The organism is Aliivibrio sp. 1S128 (genome assembly GCF_001691065.1).
Taxonomy (GTDB): Bacteria; Pseudomonadota; Gammaproteobacteria; order Enterobacterales; family Vibrionaceae; genus Aliivibrio.
In genome coordinates, this window is record NZ_MAJV01000127.1 from 37,173 (window position 1) to 55,030 (window position 17,858).

General features: G+C 41.5%; 17 protein-coding genes. 10 read left to right on the forward strand and 7 right to left on the reverse strand.

The window, feature by feature from the left end; translation table 11 throughout:
- Positions 1–6 precede the first annotated feature (6 nt).
- From atpE to glmU, 8 genes are all read left to right on the forward strand, one after another.
- Positions 7–264, forward strand: coding sequence for a F0F1 ATP synthase subunit C (atpE, locus tag A6E03_RS17350; protein ID WP_004411110.1), 258 nt, complete (start codon positions 7–9; stop codon positions 262–264).
- Between the two features lie 56 nt (positions 265–320).
- Positions 321–791: a F0F1 ATP synthase subunit B gene (gene atpF / locus A6E03_RS17355; RefSeq protein ID WP_065594559.1), complete on the forward strand. Its 471-nt coding sequence runs from the start codon at positions 321–323 to the stop codon at positions 789–791.
- 17 nt (positions 792–808) lie between these two features.
- Positions 809–1,342 carry a F0F1 ATP synthase subunit delta gene (gene atpH / locus A6E03_RS17360; RefSeq protein WP_065601398.1) on the forward strand — a complete coding sequence of 178 codons (534 nt, stop codon included), beginning with the start codon at positions 809–811 and terminating at the stop codon, positions 1,340–1,342.
- Between the two features lie 13 nt (positions 1,343–1,355).
- Entirely contained in the window at positions 1,356–2,897 is a 1,542-nt protein-coding gene (gene atpA / locus A6E03_RS17365; RefSeq protein ID WP_065594561.1) for a F0F1 ATP synthase subunit alpha, read from the forward strand.
- 45 nt (positions 2,898–2,942) lie between these two features.
- Entirely contained in the window at positions 2,943–3,809 is an 867-nt protein-coding gene (atpG, locus tag A6E03_RS17370) for a F0F1 ATP synthase subunit gamma (protein WP_065594562.1), read from the forward strand.
- Between the two features lie 33 nt (positions 3,810–3,842).
- Positions 3,843–5,246: a F0F1 ATP synthase subunit beta gene (gene atpD / locus A6E03_RS17375; protein ID WP_065594563.1), complete on the forward strand. Its 1,404-nt coding sequence runs from the start codon at positions 3,843–3,845 to the stop codon at positions 5,244–5,246.
- 18 nt (positions 5,247–5,264) lie between these two features.
- Positions 5,265–5,687 carry a F0F1 ATP synthase subunit epsilon gene (locus tag A6E03_RS17380; protein ID WP_065594564.1) on the forward strand — a complete coding sequence of 141 codons (423 nt, stop codon included), beginning with the start codon at positions 5,265–5,267 and terminating at the stop codon, positions 5,685–5,687.
- Between the two features lie 231 nt (positions 5,688–5,918).
- Positions 5,919–7,277 (forward strand): bifunctional UDP-N-acetylglucosamine diphosphorylase/glucosamine-1-phosphate N-acetyltransferase GlmU, encoded by a 1,359-nt coding sequence (gene glmU / locus A6E03_RS17385; protein WP_065594565.1) that lies wholly within the window; start codon positions 5,919–5,921, stop codon positions 7,275–7,277.
- Positions 7,278–7,430: 153 nt separating this feature from the next.
- Here the strand turns inward: glmU and A6E03_RS17390 are convergent, their stop codons facing one another.
- The 5 genes from A6E03_RS17390 to ilvG form a co-directional block, all read right to left on the reverse strand.
- Positions 7,431–7,640, reverse strand: a complete 210-nt coding sequence (locus A6E03_RS17390) for a cold-shock protein (RefSeq protein ID WP_060993481.1) — start codon at positions 7,638–7,640, stop codon at positions 7,431–7,433.
- 277 nt (positions 7,641–7,917) lie between these two features.
- Positions 7,918–9,450, reverse strand: coding sequence for a threonine ammonia-lyase, biosynthetic (gene ilvA / locus A6E03_RS17395; protein WP_065601399.1), 1,533 nt, complete (start codon positions 9,448–9,450; stop codon positions 7,918–7,920).
- 4 nt (positions 9,451–9,454) lie between these two features.
- Entirely contained in the window at positions 9,455–11,311 is a 1,857-nt protein-coding gene (gene ilvD / locus A6E03_RS17400) for a dihydroxy-acid dehydratase (protein WP_065601400.1), read from the reverse strand.
- Positions 11,312–11,336: 25 nt separating this feature from the next.
- Positions 11,337–11,582: an acetolactate synthase 2 small subunit gene (gene ilvM / locus A6E03_RS17405; protein WP_065601401.1), complete on the reverse strand. Its 246-nt coding sequence runs from the start codon at positions 11,580–11,582 to the stop codon at positions 11,337–11,339.
- Positions 11,582–13,228, reverse strand: a complete 1,647-nt coding sequence (gene ilvG / locus A6E03_RS17410) for an acetolactate synthase 2 catalytic subunit (RefSeq protein WP_065601402.1) — start codon at positions 13,226–13,228, stop codon at positions 11,582–11,584. Before ilvG ends, ilvM begins: the two co-directional genes overlap by 1 nt.
- 404 nt (positions 13,229–13,632) lie before the next feature.
- Between ilvG and A6E03_RS17415 the strand changes: the two genes are divergently transcribed.
- Complete coding sequence (locus A6E03_RS17415; RefSeq protein WP_065594570.1) at positions 13,633–15,159, forward strand: YifB family Mg chelatase-like AAA ATPase; 1,527 nt, start codon at positions 13,633–13,635, stop codon at positions 15,157–15,159.
- Positions 15,160–15,258: 99 nt separating this feature from the next.
- Positions 15,259–16,116 (forward strand): acyltransferase, encoded by an 858-nt coding sequence (locus A6E03_RS17420; RefSeq protein ID WP_176703503.1) that lies wholly within the window; start codon positions 15,259–15,261, stop codon positions 16,114–16,116.
- A gap of 73 nt (positions 16,117–16,189) precedes the next feature.
- Here the strand turns inward: A6E03_RS17420 and A6E03_RS17425 are convergent, their stop codons facing one another.
- Positions 16,190–16,789 carry a thiol:disulfide interchange protein DsbA/DsbL gene (locus A6E03_RS17425; RefSeq protein ID WP_176703504.1) on the reverse strand — a complete coding sequence of 200 codons (600 nt, stop codon included), beginning with the start codon at positions 16,787–16,789 and terminating at the stop codon, positions 16,190–16,192.
- A 52-nt stretch (positions 16,790–16,841) separates the two neighbouring features.
- The gene (locus A6E03_RS17430) at positions 16,842–17,825 is read right to left on the reverse strand and encodes a serine/threonine protein kinase (protein ID WP_065594573.1); all 984 of its coding nucleotides are present in this window, start codon (positions 17,823–17,825) and stop codon (positions 16,842–16,844) included.
- Positions 17,826–17,858: the final 33 nt, after the last annotated feature.

Below are 17,858 nucleotides of genomic sequence, written 5' to 3' on the forward strand. Positions count from 1 at the left end.
ATATAAATGGAAACCGTTCTTAGTTTTTCAGCTATCGCAGTAGCTATTATTGTTGGTCTTTGTGCTGTTGGTACAGCAATTGGTTTTGCTATTCTTGGTGGTAAGTTTTTGGAAGGCGCAGCTCGTCAACCTGAAATGGCTCCAATGCTACAAGTTAAGATGTTCATCATCGCTGGTCTATTGGATGCGGTTCCAATGATCGGTATCGTTATCGCGCTACTATTCACATTTGCTAACCCATTTGTTGGTCAACTAGCAGGCTAATCTAGCCATTTGCTAATTGAATTTTTGTAGCTGATTCTTAACGAGGGGTAGCTGTTGTGAATATGAACGCAACTCTGCTTGGTCAAGCAATTGCTTTCGCACTGTTTGTTTGGTTCTGCATGAAATATGTATGGCCACCAATCATGGAAGCGATCGAGGAACGTCAGAAGAAAATTGCTGACGGCTTATCTGCCGCTGAACGCGCAGCTAAAGACCTTGATTTGGCACAAGCCAATGCTTCTGATCAACTGAAAGAAGCAAAACGCGCTGCAACTGAGATCATCGAACAAGCGAATAAGCGCAAAGGTCAAATTTTAGAAGAAGCTCGTGAAGAAGCTCTGACTGAACGTCAGAAGATTCTTACACAAGGTGAAGCTGAACTTGAATCTGAACGTAAACGCACTCGCGATGAACTGCGTAAACAAGTTGCAACTCTGGCTGTGATTGGGGCTGAGAAGATCTTAGAGCGTTCTATTGATGTAGAAGCGCAGAAAGATATTCTTGATACCATCACTGCGAAATTGTAAGTAAAAGGGGCAAAGATATGTCAACAATGACAACCATCGCACGCCCCTACGCGAAAGCAGCTTTTGACTTTGCGGTCGAAAAAGGCGAATTGAACCAATGGGTTCAAATGCTAACTTTTTGTTCAGAAGTCACAAAGAATGAAGATTTTGCTCAGTTACTAGATGGTGCAATCGCATCTGAAAAACTGTCAGAAATCTTTATTTCAATTTGTGGTGAACAACTGAACGAGTTTGGAAAAAATCTAATTCATGTAATGGCTGAAAATGGTCGTTTGAAGATTTTACCTAGTGTGTTAGAGCAATTTATCTTTTTAAAGCATGAGCTTGAAAAAGAAATTGATGCTGAAGTTACTTCAGCAATTGAACTGACAGAACAGCAAAAAGCTGACATTAGTGCCAAACTTGAAGCTCGTTTAGAGCGTAAAGTGAAGCTGAATTGTAGCGTAGATGAGGCCCTGTTAGCTGGGGTCATAATTCGAGCCGGAGACCTAGTCATTGATAACTCAGTACGTAGCCGTTTGAGCCGTCTGAGTGAAACATTGCAGTCTTGATGGGGAATGGAGCATGCAACTTAATTCCACGGAAATTAGCGATCTAATCAAGCAACGTATTGAAAAGTTTAACGTTGTAAGTGAAGCTCGTAATGAAGGTACTATCGTTTCAGTAAGTGACGGTATTATTCGTATACACGGCCTAGCAGATGTTATGCAAGGCGAAATGATTGAATTACCAGGTGGCCTTTATGCGCTAGCACTTAACCTTGAGCGTGACTCAGTGGGTGCAGTTGTAATGGGACCATATGTCAACCTACAGGAAGGCATGAAGGTAACAAGTACTGGTCGTATCCTTGAGGTACCAGTAGGCCCTGAGATGCTAGGTCGTGTTGTAAACACACTTGGTGAGCCTATTGATGGTAAAGGTCCTATTGATGCTAAATTAACTTCTCCAGTAGAAGTGATTGCACCTGGTGTAATCGATCGTAAATCAGTAGACCAACCATTACAAACTGGTTACAAATCAGTCGATTCAATGATCCCAATCGGCCGTGGTCAGCGTGAGCTAATCATCGGTGACCGTCAGACTGGTAAAACAGCAATGGCGATCGATGCGATCATTAACCAGAAAAATTCTGGTATTTACTCTATCTATGTTGCGATTGGCCAAAAGGCATCAACAATTGCTAACGTAGTACGCAAATTAGAAGAGCACGGTGCGTTAGCTAATACTATCGTTGTTGTTGCTTCTGCTTCTGAATCTGCTGCGCTGCAATATCTTGCACCGTACTCAGGTTGTGCGATGGGTGAATACTTCCGTGACCGCGGTGAAGATGCTCTGATTGTTTATGATGATCTATCTAAGCAAGCAGTAGCTTATCGTCAGATTTCTCTACTATTGAAACGTCCACCGGGCCGTGAAGCGTTCCCTGGCGATGTATTCTATTTACACTCCCGTCTACTAGAGCGTGCTGCTCGTGTAAGCGAAGCGTATGTTGAGAAATTCACTAATGGTGAAGTGAAAGGTAAAACAGGTTCTTTAACTGCTCTACCTATCATCGAAACTCAAGCTGGTGACGTATCTGCATTCGTACCAACCAATGTAATCTCGATTACTGATGGTCAGATTTTCCTACAAACAGAACTGTTCACTGCTGGTGTTCGTCCTGCGGTAGATCCAGGTATCTCTGTATCTCGTGTAGGTGGTGCTGCGCAAACTAAGATCATTAAGAAACTGTCTGGTGGTATTCGTACTGCTCTTGCACAGTATCGTGAACTTGCAGCATTTGCTCAGTTCTCATCTGATCTTGATGACGCGACTAAAAAGCAACTTGATCACGGTGAGAAAGTAACTGAGCTTATGAAACAAAAGCAGTACGCTCCAATGTCTGTTTTTGATCAAGCGTTAGTTATCTTTACAGCTGAGAAAGGCTACTTGAATGATATCGAGCTTTCTAAGCTTGCTGATTTCGAAGAAGCGTTGCTGTCGTATGCTCACGGTCAATTTGCCGATCTAGCAACAGAGATCGACTCATCGGGTGCTTGGAATAAAGAAATTGAAGCTCAGTTCGTGAAACTGGTTGAAGATTTCAAAGCAACCCAGACCTGGTAATTCGTTGGTGGCCTGTTATGGGTCACCCGAAAACGGAGAGTAACGATGGCCGGTGCGAAAGAGATTCGTAACAAGATCGGGAGTGTAAAAAGCACTCAAAAGATCACGAAAGCAATGGAAATGGTAGCCGCTTCTAAAATGCGTCGCTCGCAAGAGTCGATGGCAGCGTCTCGTCCATATGCTGACACAATACGTAAAGTAATCGGTCATTTAGCGCTTGGTAGCCTTGAGTATCGTCATCCGTATCTTGACGAACGTGAAGCTAAGCGTGTTGGTTACATTGTTATTTCTAGTGATCGTGGTTTGTGTGGTGGCTTAAACATTAACTTGTTTAAAAAAGTCATGACAGAAATGAAAACATGGTCTGAAGATGGTGTTGAAATTGATTTGGCCGTTATCGGCTCTAAAGCAACAGCATTCTTTAATAGTTATGGCGGTAATGTTATTGCTCAGAATTCAGGCTTAGGCGATAGCCCTAGTATTGAAGAACTGATTGGTAGCGTTGGTGTGATGCTGAAGAAATACGATGAAGGCCAACTGGATCGTTTGTATGTAGTGAACAATAAGTTCATTAATACAATGATACAAAAGCCAACAATTGACCAATTACTTCCTTTGCCTAAATCAGAAGATGAAGCAATGAAACGCACTCACTCTTGGGACTATATATATGAGCCCGAGCCTAAACCATTACTAGATGCACTACTGGTTCGATACGTTGAATCACAAGTATATCAAGGTGTGGTTGAGAATTTAGCCTGCGAACACGTAGCGCGAATGATTGCGATGAAAGCGGCAACTGATAACGCTGGTGACATTATTGATGAACTGCAACTTGTGTATAACAAAGCCCGTCAATCGGCGATTACACAAGAGCTTTCTGAGATTGTTTCAGGCGCATCAGCGGTTTAAGCATAGGTATTTAAACAGTTTAGAGGATTAACGATGACTACAGGTAAGATCGTACAGATCATCGGTGCGGTAGTCGATGTAGAGTTCCCACAAGGCAGTGTACCTCGTGTATACGATGCTCTGAATGTTGTTGAAGCAAAAGAACGTCTTGTTCTTGAAGTTCAACAGCAAATTGGCGGTGGCGTTGTTCGCGCAATCGTAATGGGTAGCTCAGATGGTTTACGTCGTGGCTTAACAGTAGAAAATACTGGCGCGCCAATTACAGTTCCAGTGGGTACTAAAACATTAGGTCGTATCATGAACGTTCTTGGGGACGCGATTGATGAGTGTGGCGAGATTGGTGCTGAAGAGCATTATTCAATTCACCGTGCCGCGCCTAGCTACGAAGAGCAGGCAAACTCGACATCTCTTCTAGAGACAGGTGTTAAAGTAATCGACTTAATTTGTCCATTCGCTAAGGGTGGTAAAATCGGTCTATTTGGTGGTGCAGGTGTAGGTAAGACCGTTAATATGATGGAACTTATCAACAACATCGCACTACAACACTCTGGCCTATCTGTGTTTGCAGGTGTAGGTGAGCGTACTCGTGAAGGTAACGATTTCTACTTTGAAATGCAGGAAGCTGGTGTTGTAAACATCGAGAATCCTGAAGAATCAAAAGTAGCAATGGTTTACGGTCAAATGAATGAGCCACCAGGTAACCGTCTACGTGTTGCTTTGACTGGTCTAACAATGGCTGAGCGCTTCCGTGATGAAGGCCGTGATGTTCTATTGTTCATTGATAACATCTATCGTTATACACTAGCGGGAACTGAAGTATCAGCTCTATTAGGTCGTATGCCATCAGCAGTAGGTTACCAACCTACACTTGCTGAAGAGATGGGGGTTCTTCAGGAACGTATCACTTCAACTAGCAGTGGTTCTATCACTTCAGTTCAAGCGGTATATGTACCTGCGGATGACTTAACGGATCCATCTCCTGCGACAACGTTTGCTCACTTAGATGCGACAGTTGTACTTAACCGTAATATCGCATCAATGGGTTTATACCCAGCGATTGACCCGTTAGATTCTACATCTCGTCAACTTGATCCACTTGTTGTTGGTCAAGAGCACTATGATATCGCACGTAATGTACAATCTACATTACAGCGCTATAAAGAGCTAAAAGACATCATCGCTATCCTAGGTATGGACGAGCTATCTGAAGAAGATAAGCAAGTTGTATCTCGTGCTCGTAAGATTGAGAAGTTCTTAACTCAACCTTACCACGTAGCAGAAGTATTCACAGGCGACCCAGGTATTTACGTACCACTTAAAGACACATTAGCTGGCTTTAAAGGGTTATTAGCTGGTGATTACGATGACGTTCCTGAGCAAGCCTTCATGTACTGCGGTAAAATTGAAGAAGCGCTTGAGAATGCGAAGAAGCTATAAGGCTGATTAGGAGGCGATATGGCAGCAATGACCTTTCACCTGGACGTTGTAAGTGCTGAAAAGAAATTATTTTCAGGGCTAGTAGAAACGATGCAGGTGACCGGTAGCGAGGGTGAGCTTGGTATTTTCCATGGTCACGCACCGCTGCTGACCGCTATCACGCCTGGTATGGTGCGTATTGTTAAACAGCACGGTCATGAAGAGTACATTTATGTCTCTGGTGGCATTGTTGAGGTTCAACCTGGTTCAGCAACTGTTCTTGCAGATGCTGCTATCCGTGGAGTTGACCTAGACGCAGCTAAGGCAGAAGAAGCTAAACGCAAGGCTGAGGAGAATATCCGTAATCAGCATGGCGACATTAACTTCGCTCAAGCGGCTGGTGATTTGGCTAAAGCGATCGCACAGCTTCGAGTTATCGAACTGACAAAACGTTCGCGTTAATCAAGTACCATTAGAAAGAAGGCGGCCTATATGGTCGCCTTTTCTTTAATATAAGTTGTAATTCTTACTAATATCTCACCCTATAATGTATCTTTTATCATATAATTTAGTTCGAATATTAATCCCATTGGTTATTTATTAATAAAAATAATGCAGTAAATAATGGATTTAGTATTTTTGTATCAATGAGCTAGGCAATTTAAGTCAGCATAAAAATAAAATAGGCTTTCTATGAACTTCAGTGCAGTAATTCTGGCAGCGGGTAAAGGCACTCGCATGTATTCAAATAAACCTAAAGTACTTCATACTTTAGCGGGTAGACCAATGGCTAAACATGTAATCGATACATGTGAAGGTCTTGGAGCTAAAAATATTCATCTTGTTTATGGTCACGGTGGTGATCAAATGCAAGCTGAGTTAGGTCAAGAAAGAGTGACGTGGGTTCTTCAAGCTGAGCAATTAGGTACCGGTCACGCGGTTAATCAAGCATCACCAGAATTTTCTGATGATGAAAAAGTATTAATTCTTTATGGTGATGTTCCACTAATTAGTGCTGAGACAGTAGAGAATTTATTAGATGCTCAACCTACTGGTGGCATCGCTTTACTTACCGTTGTTTTAGATAATCCTATGGGTTATGGCCGTATTATTCGTCGTAATGGCCCTGTTATTGCGATTGTAGAGCAAAAAGACGCGACAGAAGAACAGAAGCTGATAAAAGAGATTAATACGGGTGTAATGGTTGCTACGGGCGGTGATTTAAAACGTTGGTTATCTGCTCTTAAAAATGAAAATGCACAAGGTGAATATTATCTAACAGATATCATTGCAGCAGCTCATGATGAAGGTCGTGCAGTTGAAGCGGTTCACCCTGTTAGCCCAATTGAAGTTGAAGGTGTGAATGATCGTGCACAATTAGCGCGTTTAGAAAGAGCATTTCAATTAGCACAAGCACAAAAATTATTAGAGCAAGGTGTTATGCTTCGCGATCCTAGCCGTTTTGATCTAAGAGGATCATTGCAGTGTGGTATGGATATTGAGATCGACGTAAACGTGATCATCGAAGGTAATGTAACTTTGGGTGATAATGTTGTTATTGGCGCTGGTTGTGTGCTGAAAGATTGTGAGATTGATGACAATACAATTGTTCGCCCATACAGTGTAATTGAAGGTGCTACCATTGGTGAAGATTGTACCGTTGGCCCATTTACTCGTTTACGCCCAGGAGCCGAACTGTGTAATGACGCTCACGTAGGTAACTTTGTTGAGGTGAAAAACGTACGCTTAGGTGAAGGTTCTAAAGCAAACCACCTTACTTATCTTGGTGATGCTGAGATTGGTAAACGAGTGAACGTTGGTGCTGGTGTAATTACTTGTAATTATGATGGTGCAAATAAGTTTAAAACAGTTATTGGCGATGATGTTTTTGTTGGCTCAGACAGTCAACTTATCGCACCAATTACGATAGCTAATGGTGCAACAGTCGGTGCAGGTTCAACAGTAACTAAAGACATTAGTGAAAATGAACTTTACATTAGCCGTGCGAAAGAGCGTCGAATTGCGAATTGGCAACGTCCGACTAAAAAATAATTTACACGTATATTATTGATAATAAAAAAGAAGCTATTATGGCTTCTTTTTTTATGCCTCTAATTTGATCTTTTAATCGTACAGCTCAAATTACAGATAAAAAAAATGCTGACCGAAGTCAGCATTTTTTAGAATTCAATTCGAAAGTTCGAATTACTCACCAACAACGTTAGCTGCTTGTGGGCCTTTTTGGCCTTGTTCTACTTCGAAAGAAACCTTTTGGCCTTCTTTCAGAGTTTTGAAGCCTTCAGATGCGATAGCACGGAAGTGAACGAATACGTCAGCGCCGCCGTTATCTTGAGTAATGAAGCCGAAACCTTTCTCTTCGTTAAACCACTTAACGATACCAGTTGTTTTAGACATAATAATATCCTAATTTTTTTAATTAAATAATTCGCGTAATGCGAAGTTGTAGCCATAAAGAATTATTTATTTGAGGTAAAACATATGTATAAAAAGCTTCAAGCATAACTGGTAAAGCAGTATAACGAAGGTTTCAAAAGCATAATATTACAGATAAATAGGTCTGTTTACAGGCCGAGAAAAATAATAGCATTTTTAAACTGATTGTATAGCATAATTTCAAAAATGAATGAAAATAAGGCTAAAAACTAATTAGCCTTATAAACGGCATACGCTATTAAGATAAAAAGAACTGATATGCAGGGTTATTACTTTCATCTTTCCACTGATAACCTAATTCTTTGAGATGCTTTGAAAAATTAAGAAGATCGCTGTCATCCAATTCAAAACCACATAAGACCCGTCCATAATCGGCTCCGTGATTACGGTAATTGAATAAGCTGATGTTCCAATGGGTACCGAGAGTGCTTAAAAATTTAACGAGTGCTCCGGGATACTCTGGAAATTCAAAGCTATACAATCTTTCTGTCAGAGGTTTTGATGGTTTACCCCCAATCATGTAACGAATATGAAGTTTGGCCATTTCATTATCAGAGAGATCGACTACAGGATAATCACCGTGTTGTAAGTCACTGATTATACTATCTAGCTCTTGTTGTCCCTCGAGAAGTCGGACACCTACAAAAATATTGGCTAGTTTGTCATCGTTATAACGATAGTTAAACTCAGTCACTGCTCGACCGCCGATAAGGTTGCAAAACTCAAAGAATGCTCCCTGACGTTCTGGAATAGTAACGGCAAGTAACCCTTCTCGTTTTTCGCCTAATTCACAGCGTTCTGATACATAACGTAACCCGTGAAAATTAGTATTTGCACCTGAAAGCACCGTACTTAGTTGCTTGTCTTTAAGTTGATGCTGGTCAGCGAATTTCTTTAATCCAGCTAAAGCGAGTGCCCCTGATGGCTCAGCAATAGCTCGAGTGTCTTCAAAGATGTCTTTGACTGCTGCACAAATCTCATCACTAGAAACGGTAACATGGCCATCAATATATTGTTGGCATAAACGGAAGGTTTCATCACCAATGCGCTTTACGGCAACACCGTCAGCAAACATACTCACTTGATCGAGAACTACAGGCTCACCGGCATCTAATGCAGCTTTTAAACAAGCTGAATCTTCAGGTTCTACGGCGATAATTTTTATTTCAGGCATCAGTTGCTTAATGAGAACGGCAACACCTGCGGCTAAGCCACCACCACCAACCGGAACAAAAATATAATCTAAATGCCCATTTTGTTGCAGCATTTCCATTCCAATCGTTCCCTGACCAGCAATCACTAAAGGATGGTCAAATGGGGGAACAAACGTATAACCGTGAAGTTGTGATAATCGTTCTGCTTCGGCTTTGGCTTCATCAAAGTTACTGCCGTGAAGGATGACTTGGCCACCAAAACCTTTAACCGCTTCTACTTTTATATCAGGCGTGGTACGTGGCATAACTATCGTGGTTTTAATTCCGAGTTTAGTGCCTGATAATGCCATTCCTTGCGCATGATTTCCGGCAGAGGCTGCGATAACCCCTGCTTTCTGTTGCTCTTCGGTTAAGCTCGATACCATATTGTAAGCGCCGCGAAGTTTAAACGAGTGAACGGGTTGACGATCTTCTCGTTTTAATTGAACTCGGTTTTGAATGCGTTCAGACAAACGAGGCATGTCTTGAAGCGGCGTTACTGTCGCCACATCATAGACTGGTGCCCGTAAGATCTGACGCAGGTATTCTGCGCCAGTTTGATAAGAAGGTGTTGTCATAAATTTACCCTTCTAACTTAGATCTATCACGCACCGCACCTTTATCTGCACTCGTCGCCATCATTGCATAGGCTTTTAGTGCAAAAGAGACTTCACGTTGACGATTAACAGGCTTCCAACCTAACTTATCTTGTTCTGCTCGACGCTCGCTTAATTCAGCTTCTGGTACATCAAGCGTGATAGAGCGGCTTGGAATATCAATGGTGATAATATCCCCTGTTTTTACGAGCCCTATTGTGCCACCACTTGCTGCTTCTGGTGAGACGTGACCAATAGACAGGCCTGATGTACCGCCAGAGAAACGACCATCAGTTAGAAGTGCACACGCTTTACCAAGTCCCATTGATTTTAGATAAGTGGTCGGGTACAACATTTCTTGCATCCCCGGACCGCCTTTAGGGCCTTCGTAGCGAATAACTACCACATTACCTGCTTTTACTTTGCCAGCTAAAATACTTTCTACTGCGGTATCTTGGCTTTCAAATACAATGGCTGGACCTTGGAATTTAAGGTTATCTTCGTCAACACCCGCCGTTTTTACAATACAACCATCAACCGCGATATTACCAGAAAGAACCGCTAGGCCACCTTCTTGGCTAAAGGCATTCTCTTTTGTTCGGATACAGCCATTTTCACGGTCATCATCAAGACGATCCCAACGACAATCTTGTGAGAACGCTTTAGTGGTTCGAATACCTGCAGGACCGGCACGGAAAAATTTAAGTACCGCTTCATCTTCGGTTTGCATAATGTCGTATTGAGCCAGTTGCTCTTTCATCGTTAAGCCAAGCACGGTATTGGTATTACTATTCAGTAGGTTTGCTCGATCTAACTCGCCAAGGATAGCCATTACTCCACCTGCACGGTGAACGTCTTCCATGTGATATTTAGGTGTTGAAGGGGCTACTTTACATAGATGAGGCACTCGACGAGACATCTCATCAATATCATCCATATCAAAATCGATTTCGCCTTCTTGAGCGGATGCGATTAGGTGAAGAACCGTATTACTTGAACCACCCATCGCAATATCTAGTGCCATTGCATTTTCAAATGCGGCTTTGTTGGCAATATTGCGTGGCAGAGCGGAATCATCGCCTTGTTCGTAATAACGTTTGGTTAGAGTAACAATACGTTTGCCGGCATTGATAAATAGTTCTTCACGATCGGCGTGAGTAGCAAGCATTGACCCGTTACCTGGTTGAGATAACCCTAATGCTTCGGTTAAACAGTTCATTGAGTTGGCGGTAAACATACCAGAACATGAACCACAAGTTGGACACGCTGAACGTTCTATTTGCTCACTTTGTGCATCAGAAACCGTTGGATCAGCACCTTGGATCATGGCATCAACTAAATCAAGTTTAATGATTTGATCTGAAAGCTTCGTTTTACCTGCTTCCATTGGGCCGCCAGACACAAAGATCACTGGAATGTTAAGACGCATTGCTGCCATCATCATTCCTGGAGTGATTTTGTCACAGTTAGAGATACATACCATTGCATCAGCACAGTGCGCATTAACCATGTATTCAACTGAATCAGCAATAAGTTCACGTGATGGCAGAGAATAAAGCATGCCACCGTGACCCATTGCAATGCCATCATCAACTGCAATGGTATTAAATTCTTTAGCGATACCGCCTGCTTTTTCAATTTCACCAGCAACCAATTGTCCCATGTCTTTTAGATGAACGTGACCCGGAACAAATTGGGTAAATGAGTTAACCACGGCAATGATAGGTTTACCAAAATCTTCTTCTTTTACGCCAGTTGCACGCCATAGTGCGCGAGCTCCTGCCATGTTACGGCCATGAGTTGTGGTGGCTGAACGGTATCTGTTTTTAGGTGATGTAGGCATGTCATTAATCCTTTAAATTTTTATCTTATGCGCGATTCAATGTAGATACATGAACCGCGGTAATATCCCAAAGTTTTTCAATTTGATTCGTAAGCAGGCTGATAGGACGATCGCTTTCTACAATAATTTCGATAGCAGCAATTCCACTTGATTGGTTTTGAGTCGCAAGTACCTGTTTGATTGCAAATCCACGGTGACGGATCACTCGCAATACGCGTTCTAATAATACCGGTTTATCAGTTGCTTCAATTTCTAAAATATAACGTTGCATTATTCACCCTCCACCATGTCTTGGTTTGCAGCCCCTGGCGGAACAAGCGGCCATACATTTTCTTCTTCAGAAATAAGCACGTGCAACATATAAGCGGTTTTACTTTCTAACATCTCTTTTAGTGCTGGCTCTACTTCTTCTTTGCGTGTGATGGTTTTTCCTGGAATATTAAAGGCGGCAGCTAATGCAACAAAATCAGGGTTGTCGTCTAAGATAGTTTCGCTATGTCGTCCATCAAAAAACAGGGATTGCCATTGGCGTACCATACCTAAACGTTGGTTGTTTAATAAAACCATTTTTACGGGGATCTGTTTGCGCTTTAGCGTGCCTAGTTCTTGAACGTTCATCATGAACGAACCATCTCCGGTGATAAGAATAGCCTCATCATCTGGGCGAGCAACTTTTGCGCCCATGGCAGCCGGTAAGCCAAAACCCATGGTGCCAAGACCTGCTGAGGTGAGGTAATTTTCTGGAGCGCGAGGCTGAATATGCTGTGCAGCCCACATTTGGTGTTGGCCAACATCGGTGGCAACAATAGAGCTGTCAGGCATCATATCTGATAATTGCTTAAGCAATAATGGGGCGTAGATAAGGTCTCCGGGATGATCGTAGCACCACTTAAATTCAGTACGAAGCGATGATACGTGTTTTAACCAAGGAGTTAGGTCTTGATCTACATTCAGTTGAGGCAAAATAACATTGATATCACCGCGCAATGTTGAGTGAGCGTGACGAAGTTTATTGAATTCGGCGGCATCAATATCGATATGAATGACTTTGGCATGTGGTGCAAAACTTTCTAGCTTTCCTGTTACACGATCATCAAAACGAGCGCCAACCACAATCAATAGATCTGACTCTTGAACGATAAGGTTGGCGGCTTTTGTTCCATGCATTCCTACCATGCCTAAATAATGTGGGTCGTGCCTTTCTATCGAACCTAGACCTTTGAGTGTACTTACTGATGGCATCGGGTTATTACGTAAAAACTCACGAACTGAATCCGTAGCATGGGCAAGCTGCACACCACCACCGACATATAGAACAGGTTTAACGCTGTTTTTTAGAATGGCTTCAGCGGCTTCAATACTTTCTTGAGGGGCTACAGGAATCGCTGGTGGTTCAAAATATGGGAGGGTTGTTACTGGTGCTTCAGCAACTTGTACGTCTTTAGCTATATCAATAAGCACAGGGCCAGGTCGACCGGCTTTAGCTACTTCAAAAGCTTCTGCAATTACAGGGGCTAGTTCATTGATGTCGGTAACAAGGTAGCTGTGTTTAGTACAAGAGAGGGACATTCCAATCACATCCATCTCTTGGAAGGCATCAGTACCTATTAAATGACTGGCGACTTGGCCTGTGATGGCGACAAGAGGAATGGAATCCAGCATTGCATCAGCAAGACCAGTAATAAGGTTAGTAGCTCCAGGTCCGGAAGTTGCTAAACAAACAGCAACGTCTTTCGTTGACCGAGCCATACCAATGGCGGCCATGGCTGCACCTTGTTCATGACGGCAGAGGATATGCTCTACACCACCATCGTATAGGGCGTCATAGATAGGCATAATTGCGCCTCCCGGATACCCAAAGACTGTTTTTATTCCTTCATCTCTTAAGGCTTTTACTACTAACTGTGAGCCATTCATACACTGTCGCTCCCTGCGTGAGTGATTGCTTCTCTATTCTTGCACATCATGTGCTCCCATTTCTTCCTGAATCCATAAAAAAACCCCCTTGCTTGTAAGCTTGGGGGTTTTAAGTGTGCGTTGCTGTTGTTACTTTTTGCTCACTTATCCCCGCGCGGTGACCAGAATCACCACGAGAATGTTAATAATTAGAATATTCAGTTGAGCAAAAAAGGTCATTTAATCTATCCGTAAGCGTATTTTTTTTGATAATTCGTTACATTAACTTAGTGGTAACACAGACATGGCTCCCATGACAAGAAAAAACTCTCATTTTATTCACAATTCTCGTTCATTTAGCGCTTATATATAACAAATCAATAAAAAGCGTCGAAATACTCGCTTTACAACTAATTGGGTAAAAAATGGGATTAGCTATCATACATAGTCGAGCATGCGTAGGTGTAGAGGCTCCAGAAGTCACGGTTGAAGTGCATATTAGTAATGGAATGCCGGGATTCAGTTTGGTTGGATTACCAGAAACCACAGTAAAAGAAGCAAAAGACAGAGTAAGAAGCGCGATAATTAATGCGAACTTTGAATTTCCATCAAAACGAATTACGGTAAATTTAGCGCCTGCTGATTTACCCAAAGAAGGCGGGAGGTTTGATCTCCCTATTGCTCTTGGAATTCTTGCAGCATCTGATCAGATCCCTGAAAAAAAGTTAGCTGATCATGAATTTGTCGGTGAACTAGCCTTGTCTGGAGAGCTTCGTAAAGTTAAAGGAGTATTACCAGCAGCATTGGCTTCACTAAAATCGAACCGTTGTTTAATTGTACCTGATGACAATGGGGATCAAGCGGCACTGGTGGGTAAAGATATTCATAAATCTGCACCTCATTTATTATCGGTGTGCGCTTTTTTATGTGGGCAACAACAACTTGGTTTATTTACATCTTCAGTGATAGATGAGCCTGTAAAGTACCTCGAACGTGACCTACAAGATATTATTGGCCAGCAACAAGGAAAAAGAGCATTAGAAATAGCGGCGGCGGGTGGACACAATTTATTGTACCTAGGACCTCCTGGGACAGGTAAAACGATGCTCGCTTCTCGTATGAGTGATTTACTACCTGAAATGACTAATGATGAAGCACTTGAAACGGCCGCAGTGGCTTCGCTTACTCATCAACATATTAATGAATCTAATTGGCGATCTCGCCCATTTCGTTCTCCCCATCATTCCAGCTCTATGGCAGCGTTGGTTGGTGGTGGTTCTATTCCTAGACCGGGAGAAATATCATTAGCACATAATGGCATTCTATTTTTAGATGAAATGCCTGAGTTTGAGCGAAAAGTACTCGACTCATTAAGAGAGCCATTAGAGTCTGGAGAGATTGTTATTTCTCGAGCAGCAAGTAAGACTCGATTCCCTGCACGTTTTCAATTAGTAGGGGCATTAAACCCCAGCCCTACTGGCTATTATGAGGGGAATCAAACGCGAACTAATCCTCAATTAATTATTCGTTACCTTAATCGAATCTCAGGACCATTACTTGACCGTTTTGATATGTCATTAGAGATACCTCTCTTACCTAAAGGAACATTAACAGAAGGAGGAGATAGAGGGGAATCTACAGAGAAAGTAAAGGCGAGAGTTCTTGTTGCTCGTGCCAGAATGCTTGAACGTTGTAATAAAGTGAATGCATTATTAGGTAGTAGAGAGGTTGAAAAATATTGTCCATTAATAAAGGAAGATGCGGCATTTTTAGAAAATACACTTCATCAACTTGGTCTTTCTATCCGAGCTTATCATCGTATTATTAAGGTATCGAGAACCATTGCTGATTTGGCTGGCGAAGAACACATCCAAAGAATTCATTTAGCTGAAGCGGTGGGATATAGAGCAATGGATAGGCTTTTAAAACAACTGTCCGCACAAGTTGTTTAATGCCTTTTTATTTAGATAGAAATAAAGATGATTACAAAAATAAAGTGAGGCTTGTTATGATATGACTAATGTCTACCCTGCTAATAAATGAAGAATCCTATGTTTGCTAATATTCGACTGGTTATCAGTGTTTTGCTTGTTGTGCTTAATACGGCATTAACCTCTTTGGTTATCAGTTTTTTTGCTGTAATTAAGCTTATTCTCCCTTTTGCGGTGATAAAAAAGATCACTGTTTCAATGGCAAATAAAACACTATGGGGATGGGCAACGCTGAACCTTTGGATGTTGAATGTGAACAACAACATTGAGTGGGTTATTGATGGTGGGGATGAATTATCCCAAGATAATTGGTATTTGCTTCTTTCTAATCACGTTAGCTGGGCTGATATCGTTATTTTGTCTTCGGTAATGAAAGATAAAATCCCAATGGCTAAATTCTTTTTGAAGTATGAGTTACTTTATGTCCCTTTTGTGGGATTGGCGTGCTGGGGAGCCGATATGCCTTTTATGCGTCGTGATCCTGAGCGCCGTGAGGATGATTTTAAAGCGATTCAAAAATCGTGTGAAAACTTTCGAGCGGTACCAACAACGGTTGTTAACTTTGTTGAAGGAACACGTGCAACACCTGAAAAATTAAAAGAGGCTCGTACGCCTTATCAGCATCTATTTAAGCCAAAAATAGGTGGTGTTGCATTTACTCTTTCTGCTATGGGGGAATTATTTGATGGTATTGTGGACGTCACTCTTGCATACCCAAACAATCAAGACTCTCCTTTTATTGATATGCTTCAAGGTAAACTAACTAAAGTGGTTGTTCGTATTAACTTGCATGAAAATGACGAAAGAGTTAATGGTGATTACTTTGGTGATAAAGCGTTTAAACGCAGCTTTCATAAGTGGATAAATGATTTATGGAAAGAGAAAGATGAGTACCTGCAAGGTCTTTTGAAAAAGTGAATTTAGGAATATAAAAAAGGGAGCGAATTATCGCTCCCTTTTTGCATCTATTTTTTTAAACTAGACTGTTTTATTATTTCTTAAGTAACCAGTTAACGAGTTCGTAGTATTCTTCAGCGCTTTGAATTTTAGCTGTTTCAACAAGGTATTTATTATTAACGATAACCGCAGGAACCCCTGTTAGACCGCTGTCTTGGAATGCTTTATCAAAACGGTTAACCATAGAGTTAATTGCAAAACTATTGTAAGTCCCATCGAATTCATCAGCATTAACACCTTCATCTAGGAAGATTTGACGAAGTTCTTTATCGTTACGTGGTGGCTTGTTCATTGTATGAATACGGTTGAATAGAACAGGAATCATTTTGTCTTCAATGCCAAGAGAAACCATTGTTGCGTAGGCTTTACTCATTGATAAACCCATTTTACCACCCATGAAAGAAACGTGAGTTTTCTTAAAGGTTGCATTTTCTGGCAGTGTTTTCTTTAATCCCTGAATTAGAGGTTCAAAGCTGCTGCAGTGTGGGCAGTAGAAAGAGAAAAATTCATTTACAGTTGGTGTTTTTGATTCAGGAAGGTTTAGAACTTTATAGTAATCACCTTCGGTAAAATTTGCCGCATTAACTGAAAAACTTAGTACTAAAGCACCAAACAGTGCCATCATTTTCTTCATCATGTGTAACTTTCTCCAATCCATTTGTGTTTGTTTTATTATTTTAGCGGTATTACCACTGTGGCATTAGTTCTAAAGGGGCATCATTTAATGCCGCTATTTGTTCTTTAAAACTTAGAACTTGACCTTCCCAGTATTTTGCGTCGGCAAACCATGGGAATGCAACAGGAAAAGCCGGGTCTTGCCAGCGTTTAGCTAACCATGCCATGTAGTGTACCATTCGTAGACCACGTAAAGGCTCTATTAGTTTCAGTTGGTTGTGGTCAAAATCGCAATATTCAGAATAAGCCTCAACCAGAATATCTAATTGAACCAGTTTATCTTGTCGTTCACCATTTAATAGCATCCAAATATCTTGAGCGGCAGGACCATTTCTCGCATCATCTAAATCAACAAACAGCGGACCATCACGCCACAGGATATTACTAGGGTGACAGTCACCATGTAAGCGAATTGCTTTGCTTGGTTGCCAATGATCTTCTATTCGACTAATTAGCATATCAAGATCAGAGAAGAAGCTATTTTCTAAATATGAAGGAATAAAAGAGCTATTTTCTAATAATTTACGAGGTTGATATAGATATTCGTCTAATCCAAGTGTTGGACGGTGAGTGAATAATTCGGATTCTCCCACTTTATGAATTCTGCCTAAGAATCGCCCTACCCATTCAAGTTGGTCAAAATTATCCACTTCAAATGTGCGTCCACCTAAACTATCAAATAATGCAAACCAATAACCGTTAGCAAAATGGAGTGTTTTGCCATTTATTTCTAATGGTGCGGCAATTGGTATGTCTTGTTGTACTAGTTGTTTTGCAAAAAGGTGCTCTTCTAATATTTGCAATTCAGACCAACGTTGAGGGCGATAAAACTTAACGACATAGCGACGCTTTTCTTCATCAGTAAATTGATAAACTCTGTTCTCGTAGCTATTTAAAGCTAAAAAACCAGACTCAGCGCGAACACCAATATCAGCTAAAGCGTTCCATAATATATCAGGGGTAAGAGTACTGAAATTAAAGGCGTGTTCAGACATGGTCATTCTCAAATAAAAAGGACTCACTATGAG

What these genes read in the sequence shown, in the direction of transcription:
- ilvA (WP_065601399.1), bottom strand. Translation starts at nt 9,450, where the DNA reads ATGACAACACCTTCTTATCAAACTGGCGCAGAATACCTGCGTCAGATC.
- A6E03_RS17380 (WP_065594564.1), top strand. Translation starts at nt 5,265, where the DNA reads ATGGCAGCAATGACCTTTCACCTGGACGTTGTAAGTGCTGAAAAGAAA.
- ilvD (WP_065601400.1), bottom strand. Translation starts at nt 11,311, where the DNA reads ATGCCTACATCACCTAAAAACAGATACCGTTCAGCCACCACAACTCAT.
- A6E03_RS17415 (WP_065594570.1), top strand. Translation starts at nt 13,633, where the DNA reads ATGGGATTAGCTATCATACATAGTCGAGCATGCGTAGGTGTAGAGGCT.
- A6E03_RS17430 (WP_065594573.1), bottom strand. Translation starts at nt 17,825, where the DNA reads ATGTCTGAACACGCCTTTAATTTCAGTACTCTTACCCCTGATATATTA.
- atpE (WP_004411110.1), top strand. Translation starts at nt 7, where the DNA reads ATGGAAACCGTTCTTAGTTTTTCAGCTATCGCAGTAGCTATTATTGTT.
- A6E03_RS17425 (WP_176703504.1), bottom strand. Translation starts at nt 16,789, where the DNA reads ATGAAGAAAATGATGGCACTGTTTGGTGCTTTAGTACTAAGTTTTTCA.
- ilvG (WP_065601402.1), bottom strand. Translation starts at nt 13,228, where the DNA reads ATGAATGGCTCACAGTTAGTAGTAAAAGCCTTAAGAGATGAAGGAATA.
- atpH (WP_065601398.1), top strand. Translation starts at nt 809, where the DNA reads ATGTCAACAATGACAACCATCGCACGCCCCTACGCGAAAGCAGCTTTT.
- A6E03_RS17390 (WP_060993481.1), bottom strand. Translation starts at nt 7,640, where the DNA reads ATGTCTAAAACAACTGGTATCGTTAAGTGGTTTAACGAAGAGAAAGGT.
- A6E03_RS17420 (WP_176703503.1), top strand. Translation starts at nt 15,259, where the DNA reads ATGTTTGCTAATATTCGACTGGTTATCAGTGTTTTGCTTGTTGTGCTT.
- ilvM (WP_065601401.1), bottom strand. Translation starts at nt 11,582, where the DNA reads ATGCAACGTTATATTTTAGAAATTGAAGCAACTGATAAACCGGTATTA.
- atpA (WP_065594561.1), top strand. Translation starts at nt 1,356, where the DNA reads ATGCAACTTAATTCCACGGAAATTAGCGATCTAATCAAGCAACGTATT.
- atpG (WP_065594562.1), top strand. Translation starts at nt 2,943, where the DNA reads ATGGCCGGTGCGAAAGAGATTCGTAACAAGATCGGGAGTGTAAAAAGC.
- atpD (WP_065594563.1), top strand. Translation starts at nt 3,843, where the DNA reads ATGACTACAGGTAAGATCGTACAGATCATCGGTGCGGTAGTCGATGTA.
- glmU (WP_065594565.1), top strand. Translation starts at nt 5,919, where the DNA reads ATGAACTTCAGTGCAGTAATTCTGGCAGCGGGTAAAGGCACTCGCATG.